Annotated in this window: 13 protein-coding genes; 5 read left to right on the top strand and 8 right to left on the bottom strand. The window is 39.5% G+C overall.

Annotated elements, in window-relative coordinates; all coding sequences use genetic code 11:
• Positions 1 to 6 precede the first annotated feature (6 nt).
• The 4 genes from LC454_RS00995 to LC454_RS00980 form a co-directional block, all read right to left on the bottom strand.
• Positions 7 to 2,547 (bottom strand): SusC/RagA family TonB-linked outer membrane protein, encoded by a 2,541-nt coding sequence (locus tag LC454_RS00995; protein WP_262903020.1) that lies wholly within the window; start codon positions 2,545 to 2,547, stop codon positions 7 to 9.
• A gap of 2 nt (positions 2,548 to 2,549) precedes the next feature.
• Entirely contained in the window at positions 2,550 to 3,257 is a 708-nt protein-coding gene (locus tag LC454_RS00990; protein ID WP_223578246.1) for a TonB-dependent receptor plug domain-containing protein, read from the bottom strand.
• Between the two features lie 408 nt (positions 3,258 to 3,665).
• Positions 3,666 to 4,055: a hypothetical protein gene (locus LC454_RS00985; protein ID WP_223578244.1), complete on the bottom strand. Its 390-nt coding sequence runs from the start codon at positions 4,053 to 4,055 to the stop codon at positions 3,666 to 3,668.
• An 11-nt stretch (positions 4,056 to 4,066) separates the two neighbouring features.
• The gene (locus LC454_RS00980; RefSeq protein ID WP_223578242.1) at positions 4,067 to 5,467 is read right to left on the bottom strand and encodes an MFS transporter; all 1,401 of its coding nucleotides are present in this window, start codon (positions 5,465 to 5,467) and stop codon (positions 4,067 to 4,069) included.
• Positions 5,468 to 5,544: 77 nt separating this feature from the next.
• Between LC454_RS00980 and LC454_RS00975 the strand changes: the two genes are divergently transcribed.
• The 3 genes from LC454_RS00975 (at position 5,545) to LC454_RS00965 (ending at position 8,151) form a co-directional block, all read left to right on the top strand.
• Positions 5,545 to 6,393, top strand: coding sequence for an AraC family transcriptional regulator (locus LC454_RS00975; protein WP_223578240.1), 849 nt, complete (start codon positions 5,545 to 5,547; stop codon positions 6,391 to 6,393).
• Positions 6,394 to 6,764: 371 nt separating this feature from the next.
• Entirely contained in the window at positions 6,765 to 7,340 is a 576-nt protein-coding gene (locus LC454_RS00970) for a Crp/Fnr family transcriptional regulator (RefSeq protein ID WP_223578238.1), read from the top strand.
• A gap of 115 nt (positions 7,341 to 7,455) precedes the next feature.
• Positions 7,456 to 8,151, top strand: coding sequence for a type 1 glutamine amidotransferase domain-containing protein (locus LC454_RS00965; RefSeq protein ID WP_223578236.1), 696 nt, complete (start codon positions 7,456 to 7,458; stop codon positions 8,149 to 8,151).
• A gap of 156 nt (positions 8,152 to 8,307) precedes the next feature.
• Here LC454_RS00965 and LC454_RS00960 read toward each other — a convergent pair whose 3' ends face one another.
• Together LC454_RS00960 and LC454_RS00955 are read right to left on the bottom strand one after the other, a co-directional pair.
• Entirely contained in the window at positions 8,308 to 8,751 is a 444-nt protein-coding gene (locus tag LC454_RS00960; protein ID WP_223578234.1) for a tetratricopeptide repeat protein, read from the bottom strand.
• Positions 8,752 to 8,808: 57 nt separating this feature from the next.
• A complete protein-coding gene (locus LC454_RS00955; protein ID WP_223578225.1) occupies positions 8,809 to 9,300 on the bottom strand; it encodes a hypothetical protein in 492 nt (163 codons plus the stop codon).
• A 366-nt stretch (positions 9,301 to 9,666) separates the two neighbouring features.
• Between LC454_RS00955 and LC454_RS00950 the strand changes: the two genes are divergently transcribed.
• Positions 9,667 to 10,407 carry a DUF4382 domain-containing protein gene (locus tag LC454_RS00950; RefSeq protein WP_223578217.1) on the top strand — a complete coding sequence of 247 codons (741 nt, stop codon included), beginning with the start codon at positions 9,667 to 9,669 and terminating at the stop codon, positions 10,405 to 10,407.
• 130 nt (positions 10,408 to 10,537) lie between these two features.
• Here LC454_RS00950 and LC454_RS00945 read toward each other — a convergent pair whose 3' ends face one another.
• Together LC454_RS00945 and LC454_RS00940 are read right to left on the bottom strand one after the other, a co-directional pair.
• Entirely contained in the window at positions 10,538 to 12,985 is a 2,448-nt protein-coding gene (locus tag LC454_RS00945; protein WP_223578215.1) for a PIG-L family deacetylase, read from the bottom strand.
• A 150-nt stretch (positions 12,986 to 13,135) separates the two neighbouring features.
• Positions 13,136 to 13,342, bottom strand: coding sequence for a hypothetical protein (locus tag LC454_RS00940; RefSeq protein WP_223578213.1), 207 nt, complete (start codon positions 13,340 to 13,342; stop codon positions 13,136 to 13,138).
• Between the two features lie 287 nt (positions 13,343 to 13,629).
• On the opposite strand from LC454_RS00940, the gene LC454_RS00935 reads away from it, so the two are divergent.
• Positions 13,630 to 14,661, top strand: coding sequence for a fatty acid desaturase (locus LC454_RS00935; RefSeq protein ID WP_223578211.1), 1,032 nt, complete (start codon positions 13,630 to 13,632; stop codon positions 14,659 to 14,661).
• The last annotated feature ends 415 nt before the right edge of the window (positions 14,662 to 15,076 follow it).

The raw sequence follows: 15,076 nt of genomic DNA, 5'->3' as shown, positions 1-15,076 counted from the left end.
TAATTGTTAAAAATCTAAGTTTAAACCAACTGAAAACTTACGTTGGAATGGGTAGGCCCAGGCGCTACCATCGGTTCCGTTGTTGATCGCTTCAGGATCAACATATTTTTTGATCTGTGAGAATTCAAATAGATTTTCTCCCGAAAAGAAAATACGCAAACGTTGAATTTTCCATTTTTCCAACAACTCATGTGGCAAGGTATACCCAAAAGTGATGTTCTTCAAACGCAGATAAGAACCATTCAACATATACTGTGTATTGGGAATAGCCAATCCTTTACCATCATTCACATCGGCCAACCAAGATTGCAATACAGGATATGCCGCATCATGATTAGCATCCGCCAAACCTGCATTCAAGTACGCCTGGGAGTGTTTTGCACGTTCTTCTGCTGTATCACTGGTTTCTCTATAAAAATCCAAATGCCATGGGTATATATTTGCGTAAGGTTGCTGATAAGGTCCCCAGAACAAATAATGCCGCGGATAGAAATCTCGTTTTAATACACCCTGTAGAAATACTGAGGCATCAAATCCGCCCCAGTTCATGTTAAGGTTAAAACCGATACGATAACGATCTGCAGAATTACCAATTACCTGAAGATCTTTCAAATTCGTTTCAGTCAGCCCCCTTTCAATTTTACCATTTCCGTCGATATCCTTAAATTTTGGCCAACCATTCACAATATTTAAAGCTCCCCAAGGTACTATACCTGATTCATCCAATGCTTTGATTTCATCAGCACTTTTAAATAGCCCATCTCCCTGGAGCCCATAGATTGTACCGAATTCATAACCATTGAAATAAGTCGAAAGAAGGCGTTCATCATTTTTGAATTTTCTAATCTTAGCACGGGAATCAGACAACACAACCTTCGCATCAAAAGAAAAAGGCTTATTTGCTAATTCAAATTGATCCTTATAAGTCACTGAAAGCTCCCAACCCTTTGTACGCAAATCAGCTGCATTCTGCCTTGGCACGCTTGTTCCTAATACACCTGGAAGCTCCTGCCCTGCAGTCAACATACCGGTTGTATTACGGATGTAATTATCGTAGCCCACAAAAAACTTATCATTGAATAGGCCCAAATCAGCACCGAAGTTTAAAGTAGACACATTTTCCCATGTATATGAGTTTGGATCAATTGTCAGCGGAGGCGCCCCATTCACGACATATTGTTGATTTCCATTAATGAGGTACCCCGAAAGGCTGGTTCCCATCGTCTGGATATAAGAGAAGTCGCCTACATTTTGATTTCCTAAACTACCATATGATGCTCTTAACTTTAGATTGGATATTTTCGGTTTTAGTGATTCGAAAAAGGATTCATTACTAACGATCCAAGCCCCTGAAACGGATGGAAAGAATCCCCAGCGACTTGCCTTAGGAAAACGGGATGAACCATCGTAACGCCCTGTACCCTCCAAGATATAACGCTCATTAAACGTATAATTCAATCGCCCAAAATAACTTCGTGTTGCATAAGAACTATAACCGGCATTAAGTGTCATTTCCCCAGTCGTCAATCCTAAATACGGCAATGTAGAAGAAATTAGATTATTTCGGTTGACATAAGTAGATGAATAAATGTATTCTTCTTGATTATAGCCCACCATGGCACCAAAATTATGCTTACCTATCGTCTTATTGTAATTTGCATATAGATTAAACACCGTATTATTCAAATCAGTACGCGATTCATTCACATATCCCGTTCCTCCTTCTTCGCGAATATCATTAGGTCCAAAACCGATCTTAAATTTTTTAGCATAGCCATTGCTTTTGTAATACTCTCGCTTGACACTTGCATCTGCCGCAACTTTTAGATCACCATTCAAGAATGTTCCAACTGCATTAAATGTATTTTGGAACCCAAAAGTATCCCCGTTGCTCTTTCCACCGTCGGACAAACGAGCCGCCAATCGCCCTGCATCCGTATTTGCCCAGGTACCATCTGGATTTTTCGCAACTTGGATAGGTGTTAAATAATAGATATCTGTTAAGCTCGCAGCTGGACTTTCACGGTGTGTATTATATAAGCTGGTGTTATTGTCCAGTTGGAGCCATTGGAACGGTGCAATATTGATCCGCCCACGCATGCCTTTACGAGTCCAATAATCGGTTGCTATTTTGCTTAAACCATTCTCTTTGGTATAATCACCTGACAAATAATATTTAAAAGGGAGCTCATTCACTTTAGCTCCACCCGAGAAGGTCAAATTATACGATTGGGAATGTGCCGAGTTATTTAAAAAGTACTGGTTCCAGTTGTTGTTTCCCATATAAGCCCATCGTTTTGGATCTTTAGGGTCTATGCGTACGTCCTCCAAACTAGGATTGTCCGAACGTTCCTTTGCCCATTGATAGTGCTCATCACTGTAATTGACATAATCCCAAGGAGTATTATTTGTCGATAATTCAAGAAGCTTCGAAAAGATATAGGGATCTGTCACGGGATCGGGCATTTCTGTTGGTTTTCCCCAAGCCGAATTTGTATTAAAAGAAACGGATTGCTTACCTAGTTTTCCGGATTTGGTGGTAATCAAAATTACACCATAGGTCGCTCTGGCACCATAATTGCTGATGAAGCTGCATCACGTAATACCGTGTATGATTCAATATCAGTGGGATTTAAGCGAATTAAATCATTAGCATCAGTAGCTGGAATGCCATCAATGACAAACAAAGGTGATCCACCATTAATGGAAGTGGTTCCACGAATATTAATATTCGGAATTCCCCCTGGTGTACCATTGCCATAGGTAATATTCAAACCCGGACTTACCCCCTGTAATCCTTGCATCACATTAGAAATAGGCCTAGATTCCAATACTTTGCCCGAGATCTGATCAACAGCACCTGTAAGGTTTTTCTTTTGCTTTGTACCAAAACCAACCACAACAACCTCGTCCAAATTAGCCAAATCTTCCTCTAACTGTACATTCAGTTCTTTCTGCCCTTGATAGGTTAACTCTATACTTTTATAGCCGACCGAAGTAAATAGCAACACTTGATTTTTTTTGAGTTTATTCAATTCATAGGTTCCTTTGTTTGACGTCGACATACCCGAATTCGGAATGTTCTTTATGGAAATCGTCACCCCACGAATGGGATCTCCTTTCCGATCGGTTACCTTGCCTTGCACTTCGAGATCTTGGGCATGAACCATACCAGTGAGACAAACTGCCCCAAAAATCAATCCCAGCCGATACTGAAAATTTCGATTCTTGGTTGAGTGAAATTGTTTTTTTTTCATAGATATGTATTTGTTTTAATTGAAAGGCAAAATAAATATACTAATATTAAATTAATATTATCTAAAAATTATATATTGGTTACTTTTAATTTATTTAGCTGCTTTTTTATACAACTAATCGTTTCGCTTTTCATAAGCTCTTGAAGATATAGACGACTGACAATGGATAAACCCTAATTTTTTTTTTGCAAACACCTCTGTTTAATTAACGGTTAGCATTTCTAGGATGTTGGTAAAAAGATGATTTGACTTGATCAAGTTGTGCGATTTTAAGTTAAAAAAATGCCCCCAGAAAGTATCTAACTTCCTTGGGGACAATGCAGATTCTGTATGAACTTCGCCTATTTTTAATAGCATAATTGTGATCTCCGATACAGATATTCGATTCTAATATCGTTTACACAAAGTCTAAAGCCAATGCTCAATAAGATGAAACCACAAAGCCTTTTCCTCCTGAATCAGAAAAACAGCAGACGACCTTCGTCGTGTAGTTGTATTTCCAGTTGACTGTATTTCGACATATGTAACCAGTGCATGATCATGCAAACAGGCTATTTCGATATTTTCCAGGGATACACGACGATCCGGAAATACACCGTATACCATAGGTAACCAAGTTATAAACGAGCCCAATGAGATACGGTCACCGTCACCGCTCACCATTTCAAAATCAGCTGAAAACCCTGAGAGGATCCTATTGTATAGTTCTTCCCTATTTGCTTGTCCTCCTCTAAACCAACGTTCGATGTCTGTACAGAAGCTTTCTAATGCCAATTTTGCTTTTTCTTTATTCTCCATTGTATTAAAATTTATTTATCAATTGTATTAAATGCATTATTTCCCAGTCCAGACAGTCTGCGACTGATAAACAGACTGATGATCTGGAACAATGCAATTGTTGCTATTGCCAGGGCAAAGGCTTTGGGAAAACCTACAGTCGCGATCAAACTAAAGAATAGCGTCCCTATAATTGCACCTCCAGTGACCCCACCTATCTGCATACTGATACTGACCAGAGCGGAGGCCTGCCCCGCCTTATCTTTAGGGACAAGGGCAATAGCGGTACGCATCATTACCGGCATCATAGTTCCATGTCCCAATCCTGCCATAAACAGCGTAATATGTGTTGCCCAAAAAGGTTGTTGTCCGTAATAAAACAGCAAGGCTGTCGCCAAAAAACCTCCCATGAGCAGCGTCAACCCGATATAAATAAATGCATTTGTTGTAAATCTCAATCTAGCCACAAGCAGCGGTCCCAAGAAGAAGGCTATGCCATAGGGAATAATTGCAAAGCCCGTATCTATGGCATCCCAGTGTAAGAATTCCTGTAAATAGTAGGGATAACAGATAAACAGGCCGGCTGTAAAATTGTACAGAAAGATCATCGGTAGACAAGCGGCAAACTGCTTATTGTATAATAACATGGGATCGATCAGAACAGCTCGCTGCAGCCGATGAGCAGCTACCTCATGTTTAAAAAATATGTTCAGCAAGAGCGCTCCGGCCACCATTACAGCAAATATCCACCAGGGCCAGTGGTATTCACGGCCAAAAATAAGTGGACAGATCAGCAGCACTAAAGCAATAATCAGGAGTAAAACACCTTTGTAGTCAATGCCAGTCTCCTTTTCGGTACCGTTGTTGTCCATCGTAAAATGAATGCCGATAATACAACAAATTGTGACGGGCACATTGACCAGAAAAACCATTTCCCAAGATAAATTGCCCCAATGCATCATTAACAATACACCTCCAAGCAGCTGACCAGCCACTGCAGCCAGACCAAATACCGCACTGAAGATACCGACAGCTTTAGGCTGTTCGTCGTTACTAAAAAGTACACGAATAGAAGCCAATACCTGTGGAGCGAGCAGTGAAGCTCCGATTCCCTGAATGAATCTCGATACAATAAGGGTGATAATATTCGGTGAAAAAGCACAGGCCAAGGACGAAAACAGAAAGAAGTACAGACCCCATATAAATATTCTTTTGCGTCCATAAATATCCCCCAGTCGTCCACCACAGACAATAAGTGTGGCATAGGTAAGGCCATAAATCGCAACGACAAGCTGTAACTGCTGATTACTGGCCCCAAAGGCATTCTGTATAGCTGGTAATGCCATATTGACAATAAAATAATCCAAAGGAGACAAAAAAGCTCCCGCCACAAGGAAACCTAGCGCTTTCCACCGCTTCGTATAAATATCCATAGTTATTTTTTATGCAAAAATAACCTTCATTTATACCATATAAATTGTACTTTTAGAGGAATATCACGTATTAATAGATGAATAGTATACATACAGAACGGATCGGAGTCCGTGAGATATCACTGATCAATACATCGGAGACCATCCGTACAAAGACATCCCTATCTTTTGTGTCTGTGATTCGGGGGGGAGGAACTTTTACATATGAGGAGCATATCCTCACTTTTGACATCGGGAAATTTATTGTTGTTCCACAACATCAGACCTACCATTTTGAAAGTACCGAAGCCAAATTGATATTGATTCAATGCCCGTTGGCTTTTGTTGATAAAATACGTCTTGAAGCAGACAGGATCGAAAGCTGTGAAAATCTATACAAACTACAATACATCAGCAACAGTTACCATGCACGTGCGGGCTGTGTATTCAAGGACAAATCGGATGAAAAGTTTGCCGAAATGCTTGTTCTTCAGATCGCAAGAGAGTTCAGAAATAAAACCGACGATTACCTCGTCATCCGAAACAGCATTTCCATTCTCCTGAACCTGATCGCCCGAAACCTTATCGGAAAGGAGATATCAGATATCCGGGAAAATCAAAAAGCCTTTTCAATTTTAAAGATCATCACGTACATACAACAGTATGCCAAAGACAAAGAGAAAACCCGTATTCAGGAGATCGCATCCCACTTTGGTATAGCTAAAAATTACTTTGGCGAATATTTCAAACAACAGACCGGTATATCCTACCAAGATTACTTACTCGATTATCGATTGAAATTGGTCGAAACCTATCTGCGTTATAGTAGTGTCCGCCTCGGAGAAATTGCACGTGAATTGCAATTCAGTGACGAAAGTCATCTTTCAAAACTATTTAAAAAACATAGGGGGCTTACGCCAAATGAATATAGAAAACAAAAGTTTTAATAAAAAAAACACCCGATAGCATGGGGTACTCCGGGTGTTTTAGCCATATTATTAACCTATTTTATGAAAAGTGCCCGTGATGGGCAACACTAAAGTAGAAAAAAACTTTGTATAAACAAAATAAAAAATGAAAAAAATCGGTTTTTCTTACCACTGCTAAACCGGTTGAACATTAATTTAAGCAAATAACGTAGTCTCCTTTACCTAGTGCCCAAGCTCATAACTAATTAACCCCAAATTCAATAGTAACATCGTAATACCCTCCCTTTCTAGTGAATATCCAAGCACATGTAAGCACTTCGAAAAGGAGGTACACCGTGCTGAGATTACGAGATTTTGCTTAATTTTAGTCCATTAAATAACGATAAGCTATGAACGGTCGCGAAATTCTCAGGCAACATATCAATAAAACCGTCCAATTGAATGATGAACAATTTAATTATTTCTTTTCCTTTTTCAAACCGGTATCCTTTAAAAAGAAACAATCGATTATCAGCATTGGCGATACGGTGGAATGCGAATATTTTGTCCTCAATGGCTGCTTAAAAACTTTTGTGGTCAATGATGAACAAAAAATGCATATCCTACAGTTTGCCACAAAAACCTGGTGGGCATCTGATTATAATGCCCTATACAACAATACGAATGCAACGGTCAACCTGGATTGTGTAAGCGATGCGGATACGCTTTGTCTATTTGCGGAGGATCGTGAACGTGTATGCAAGGAAATCCATGAGGTTGAAACATTTTTACGATGGCGTTCGAATAAGGGGTATATCGGTCTACAAAAGAGAATTCTATCCTTGCTCAACAACGACGCCCGCAGTCGTTATGAGGAACTGATGCTGCAATATCCCGAACTTTATAACCTTGTTCCCAAACATTTGATCGCAGCCTATCTGGGGGTTTCCAGAGAAACGCTCAGCCGGCTCTATCACAGCAAATAATGTGATCTATATCACCAAAACAAACCTTTCTTTAAAATGTGATGTATATCACATAAGGGTCTAACGATTTATGCCCTACTTTGTGTTATCATTTAACAATTAATTTTTTTTGAAGATGAAAAAAGAGAACTTAAAGGTATTGGTCGTTTTGACTTCACATGACCAACTGGGAAATACAGGAGCTAAAACAGGTTTTTGGGTTGAAGAGTTTGCAGCCCCCTACTATGTTATGGACGACGCAGGAGTTGCTATAACAATTGCTTCACCCAAAGGGGGCCAACCGCCCATTGATCCCAAAAGTGCACTACCGGATTTCCAGACAGCAGCAACAAAACGTTTTGATGCAGATATAGAACTTCAGAACAAACTGGCAAACAGCATTGTCCTAGCAGAAGTTAATGAGCAGGACTATGACGCGATCTTCTATCCGGGCGGTCATGGACCACTCTGGGACCTTGCAAATGATAAGACTTCCATTGCTTTGATCGAATCATTTTGGAAACACAATAAGCCTGTAGCCGCTGTATGTCACGCTCCTGGTGTTTTCAGGTTTGTTAAGAATGTGGATGGTATTCCATTGGTACAAGGAAAAAAAGTAACAGGCTTTTCCAATTCTGAAGAAGAAGCTGTACAGTTGACAGATGTCGTCCCTTTCCTGGTGGAAGATGAATTGGTCAAACTTGGTGGACACTACAGTAAAGCGGCAGATTGGAGCAGTCATGTAGTCAAAGATGGTAAACTGATTACCGGCCAAAATCCTGGCTCATCGGAAGAGACCGCAAAAGAATTACTAGCCTTGTTGGAGCAATAAAACGCTATCAGTTAAAACTGTATTTCCGTTTTGAAATATACAACCGCATGCTAGATCATAGATGATGCCGATAACACAATTATAAAATCCCATTTCTATATGTTAAGAACAATAAAAATGGGATTTTTGTTAACTGACGCCGAATGATACGTATCGTTATTTAACCAGTTTCGTTTCTAGCTCCTTCAGGTTATTGGCGCTAGTAATATTTCCCAGATCGGCAGCCTGTCTCCAATAGATCTTTGCTTTTTCGATTTCATTTAGTTTAAAGTAAGCTACACCCAGATCATTTAACAACATTTTACGATCATTGTCACTGGGCTTTCCTATCTTAAGATATTTATCAAATTTGACAATCGCTTTTTGAGGGTCACCAGATTCCAGGTAAATGGTTCCCGAATATTTTAATGCTTCCCCTATATCAAACTCTTCAGCTTTTTCAAAATAAAATAAGGCTTCCTTGTATTTACTTTCCTTAAAATATTCTTTACCCTGATCCAGATACTTCTCCCCGTCACTTCTGAACAAGAAATAGTAAGCCATTCCACTGAGTAGAAGAATTAGTCCCAAGACTGCGATTATCTTCCTAAAAATCTCCATACAACTAATAACTATGTTTTTTATTTAATTCCAAAACCGCGTATAACAAATTCCCACTTATACCCTTTGCGCGCTAAGCTGATTTAATTGGATCAGCTGTTGGATTTCCTTCAATATAGGTTCCACATTTTTAGTTCTACCGATACGCTCCAGCATTTTTATGCTTTTATTATCCTTTGTTACCACAATGATGTCGGTACCGTTGTGTAGAGCAATAGCAAGATGTCTGAGGGTTTCGAATTTTTGGATCTCTTCGATACGAATCTCCTTTTTGAATAGTCCAAAATAAGATTTGCTCATGGTACCCGCCTCACAATCAATAGTCATCTGCTGGGCAAAGATCCTAATCTGCACACAAAAGACAATAAGCCCAAAGATCCAATACCAATTCTTTTCACTAAAAATATTTCCATCTTTAATTCCAACGATTAAAATACCGATGGCCATAAATAGCCAGAATAAAGCTAGGCAAAGCGCAAAGTATCCAATCCTTTTAGAGGTATATCTACTGCTGTCCTGTGTAAAATATTTATAATTATGCTCTTCCATTTTCATTGTGTTTTTATGTGGGGCCTCACCTGGTTCAAAAATTATTTATGATCAAATATAGACAACAATAGATTTGTATTCAGGTCCATTTAAAATCCGATAACATCCATTTAATATTCGCAAGGATTAATATAAATCATCAATTAGACATTAGTATAGTCCTTCTCCCATAGGAAAATTCACATGATTACCAAGATAACATGAAAGGCATAAAAACACGGATTAAACCACGTGGATATATTTTTACGACACAATAATTCAGGAAAACAAATGTAACATTTGAAATACATTTGATCTGGCATAGCATTTGCAAAAGCAATCCCTATAAAGTTACTAACTATGAAAATAAATTCAATTTTTGTTGCTTTGGCAGCCGTAGTGCTACTAGGCAGCTGTAGTAAAGACGACAAGCAGTCTACACAAACAACCCCTGTAACCATTAAAATGACCGATGCTCCCGGTTATTATGATGCAATTCATCTAAACATCGACGAAATAGAAATCCGCACAAGTACAGGTATTGAAAGCCTGGACGTTGACGGCGACCCATTTAATATTCTTGCTTATACTATGGGAAGAGATACTGTGATTGCTGGAGATGATGTTCCTTCGGGGATGATTCAGGAAATTAGGCTTAAACTTGAGGATGAGGGGAATGATATTTGGGTTGATGGCGTGCGTCATCCGCTTAAAACACCTAGTGGACAATCTTCGGGTGTTAAGATAAAGGTGCAGGATGAATTGATTCCGAATGTTGCATACACCTTATTACTTGATTTTGATGCGTCAAAATCAATCGTAAAGACTGGCAATAACCAATATTTGCTTAAACCAGTTATTCGGGCGATTCCGGTCGCAACATCAGGAGCAATTACAGGCACAATTAGTCCTGCTGCCTCATTGGCTCATGTGTTCGCTATTAATGGAGTAGATACTGTTGGGACTTTGGCGAATTCCGTTGGAAAATTCTATTTCCCAGGTATCTCAGAAGGTACATATAAAATAGTTATTCAACCTTCAGTTGCAGGCTACTTGGACAAAACCGTCGAAGACGTTCAAGTCGTGAAAGGAAGCGTTAAAGATTTAGGTAATATCTCCGTACAATAACGGCTTTTGATAAAAAAAGGAGCTTATCCTTGTAGTTTTCAAAAAAGCCAGCAGCTTTTTCGGAGATACTACATAGATGATATGCTCCTTTTTACATTCCTATGCAAAAGATCTCGTACATAGCAACGTATCAACTTCCTATCGAAAGCATATTGGCGAAAAGACGATAGGCTCCAGACACAGCAGCGGGAAGCTGTCTAAATAAAGACAGGCTGCTGTAGATATAGTATCCTTTACCCTTTCTATTGACAAGCAACAGCCCATCTTCATTTCCGCTATCGGAATTTTGGGTACGCAAGACTGATTTAAATTCACTATTCCAGTCTTTGGGTAGAAACAGCGCGCGGTCCTGTACCCAATTGACAAAATCTTGCTGTTCTATTTTATTTGGATAATTCAAGATTCGATGCGTGGGATCCAAGAAGCTAATGGTCGATTCCATATCGGTAATCCGCTCGCCAGTAACAGCTAAAGGATAAGCCCCCACCTCTTCTAACGGTAGATCATAAGGGGTATTATATTGGGTTATCAAAACACCACCGGCTTCAACGTATTCACGCAACTGCGTATGGAAATTCACCAATTGTGGATCCGTATTATAAATTCGGATGCCTAAGACTATGGCATCAAAAGTCGACAGATCTGCATCTTTCAAAGCTGCAACTGATAGGAGTTCTATCTCATTCACCAATTGCTTCAGGCTTCCTACAAGTTCATCCTTTTTCCCAGCGATGTAGGCGATCTTCTTAGCGGTGTTTGCCACGGGGCTATCTAAAACCTTTAAAAAAGCTTTGGGATGATATACAACATCCTCAATATGGGGATAGCTGAGCGATTTTAAACTACGTTGGTGGACACCATACCTACTTTCTATCTCAAAGCCAATCCGTTGCATCCGTTCAACGGATCTCAAAGAAGTCAACTGAAAATAAATTTTTTCGGAAGCATTTCCCTTTAAGGTCAATGTATGCTCTTTAGGAAATAGCCCCAGCTCATCTGCTCCCTTTAACCTCACGGTGATGGACTCTGCCGTAGAGACATTGGATTGTAGTTCAAGCGAGACAGAACGACTGGTAGAATCCGTCAGAACGATAATATCTGTATCAAAGGTGCCGGTAATAGCTGGAGCAATGGTGATTGCTTTATTGTTATTCAATACGGGTACACTAATCGCCATGGATACCCCGCCAAACTGTAACTGCAATTGTACAACGATTGAATTGTTATGTTGAACAAGTACAATATCATTGAAAGACCGCGGAGAATAATTCCCCCTATCTCCCTCTTCCTTTAACCATGAGGGTAATGAGGGCTCAATGCTGCGACTAAGCCGACCTATAATTTCTATCCGTTCTGTACCTGATAATTGATGAGGCTGATGATACAACGTTTCAAAAAAGGGAACTGTCACATGGGTCAACACCAGATCAGAATCCTGGGGTATATTTGCCTGCAAAAATAAATTAACATCGGTGCCGGGTACCCAGCTATCGACCAATGAATTTATTTCAAAGGATACCCCAAGTGTGCGAAGTAAAAGCAGCTCCAAGTCAGCGCGTTTTTCATGGATTACACTATTTTTGGACACAGTTCTCATCCAGATCAAAATTGTTGCGATCGTCACTGAAAGTTCCCGATTATCTCCCTGGGCCTGTTTCGCAAGCAAACCATCGACAAGTTTCTTAAAAACAGGAATATATTGATCCTCCGTTTCAGTTGAAGTAAATAAAGCGTCAGCAGCTGTCGGATCAACAGACTTTCCCTTCAATAATTCAAAATATTCAAGCGTGGGCGTATGTTGCGTTAAACTAGCCATCGCCTGAGAACGGTGTTTATTTCGGCTTTCAGTAGCAATCTCACCATGATGCATGCCCGTATAACGATTATATACAGGGATAGTGACCGAAAAATGCTGCGGTAAAGGTATTACCTTACCACCAATATCTTTGACGCCACTCTCCTGATAAACGTTCCAAAACAAACGCTGTGTCTGCCAGACAGACAATTCTTCCAATTGTTCAGGATAGGCCTGTGGATCCGCAGCGAGATCATAAGCTTTTTGTGTTAGGATCGCCGAACTCTGGTGATGTCCATGGAGATCAGGAATATTCGGTGAAAATCTAGTGATAATAATATCTGGCCGAAAGTACCGGATGGTCCATACCATATCCGCAAGCACAGCTTGCTCATCCCATCGGAGCATTGTTTCAGTTGCAGACTCTACAAATCCAAAGTCTTTGGCCCGTGTAAAAAATTGTGTTGTTCCTTCGGTCTTCCGGGCAGATAAGGATTCCTGTACCCGAAGTATACCAAGGTCAGTTCCTTTTTCGGAGCCTATAAAATTCTGTCCCCCCTCGCCGCGCGTAAGCGACAAATAAGCTGCATCAACAAGCTGGTCCTGGGCAAAAAATGTCAATAGCTTATTGTTCTCGTCATCTGGATGGGCACCTACATACAAAATCCTTCCAAAAACCTTCAACTTGCATAACTCGCGCATGAAATCAGCATCGTTCATTTGCGAAGAAATTCCGTTTCTAAGTTGTTTGGGTGAATGTTGTGTAAGAAATTTTAATGCCATATCCATCTATTTAAGTAAGTGCGACGGTCAAATATAGTAATAATTTCTAAAAGACTACTAATTCGATAGATATTATTGTCAATATAAAAAATATTGTAGCCAAAGGCTTACGAGAACTTTTACTCAACACTCTTCTATTTTTTGGTCTGGTTATGTAACAGATATTTTTATCAGGAGGATAGATTCAAAATATTGTGCCCGGTTCTCCAGCACTTCATAGTCATCATCTTTCAGACTATCCAATGTGCTGCATGTTCTGTACACTTCCTGGACCCGTTGAAATTTCACCGCTAACTGTCTATAATACTTCCCAGCATCGGGCAATACAATGATACAGTCCAGAATGACGGCTCCCATTATTATTTTTTTTTATCTTCATATTTTATTATCTCTCAGAACACTTACGGAATATCTGTCTTCGCGATAAAGATATCGAGTTCTACGTAAATAAGGACCGCGAATATTAATTCGGAATGCTCAATTAAAAAATGAGACAGTTATTTTTCCCTTATCAATTGCCTCAAGAAGTCTATTTAAAGCATTAAAAGATTTGCGGTCATATGTTAAACTTTTCGAATTAACACTTTTTAACCGATTTATACCGTAGCTTAGCACTTTATCAACAATTAGATCAACCAAACAGAATGCCCTTTTTAGATCATGTGCTCCAAACCCCCAGCTACGGATGGAAAGACGACAATGGAGACCTTATTAAACCCAGCCCAAAACAAATATTCAGCGAGTTTTTCAAAAGATTAAATGTTTTTAAGGACCAACGCAACTGGCTACCTTTTTTTAGTTGGCTGAAAGTAGCTTGTCTTATCCCTTTTTTCTTTGTCTTTCTCTTTGCTCACCTTAGCTGGTGGACAGTACTGGCTGCTTTTATCTACAGTATGATCATTATGGGGACGCATGGTACAATCTGGCACCATCGTTTTTCCACGCATGGAGCATTTAAGTTCAGCAATTCCTTCTGGCGCTTTTTCACGCAGAACCTCACAATCAATGTGATCCCTGAGGAGATCTATGTGATCTCACATCATGTACACCATGCAAAATCAGATCAGCCAGGGGATCCATACAACGCACAGGCAGGATTTCTATACTGCTTTTTAGCCGATGTCAACCATCAGCCGATCGCTAAAGATCTGAATGAAAACTCTTATAACCGCGTCAAGTTACTTATGAAGCATACAGGGGTTACTGCCAATACTTATGCACAATATCAAAAATGGGGTTCCTATGTCAATCCCACCCATGCAATCCTATCTTGGGTATTAAATTGGTCATTTTGGTACGTTGTATTCTTTCTAATTGGTGGACATGCCTTGGCCTGTTGTCTATTTGGCGCGGCTGGTTTTTGGGCCATCGGTGTACGTACATTTAATTATGAAGGACATGCCAAAGGAGAAGATAAACAACGGGAAGGGATTGATTTTAATGAAAAGGATAAATCCATCAATCAATTATGGCCGGGTATTGTCGCCGGAGAATGGCACAACAACCATCACCTCTATCCGAAAAGTGCGCGAAGTGGTTTCAAACCCTACCAGATTGACCTAGCTTGGTGTTATATCAAAATGATGCACAAATTAGGAGCAGTCAGCAGTTATCGTGATGACAAAAAACGATTCGATGAACAGTATCATAAACCTTACCTCGATGCTAAAAAATAAAAAGTGATAGGTACTCTGATTCCAGGTATCAGACAAAAATGACTATACAATAAAACAAAAAAATAGCTAGTACTAGCTATTTTTTTTTGTTTTGGAACAAGCTAATTTTAGCTACGCGTCTAACAGGAAAAACATCCCTTCAGGTGCTTTAATAGTAAAAAATCAACAACATCTAAGATATAATTACGCTATTGAAACTAATATTTAAATAAAAGTACAGGACAAAAAATATAATTTTTTAATATTAGTTCTACCAATGAACAACAAGAATAAGATAATTAGCTTTTCCATATAAACGAATTTCAAAATCAGATAAATTTATTTGAGACAATAAATGGATCAATCCTTACCAATAGCTATTTGTATAGACAAAAAAGGGGGCCAAAAAGTAAAAGCAGCCTGTTAAAAATTGAAT

The organism is Sphingobacterium sp. GVS05A, assembly GCF_019969845.1.
Classification (GTDB): domain Bacteria; phylum Bacteroidota; class Bacteroidia; order Sphingobacteriales; family Sphingobacteriaceae; genus Sphingobacterium.
This window is presented reverse-complemented; position numbering and strand designations above follow the sequence as displayed.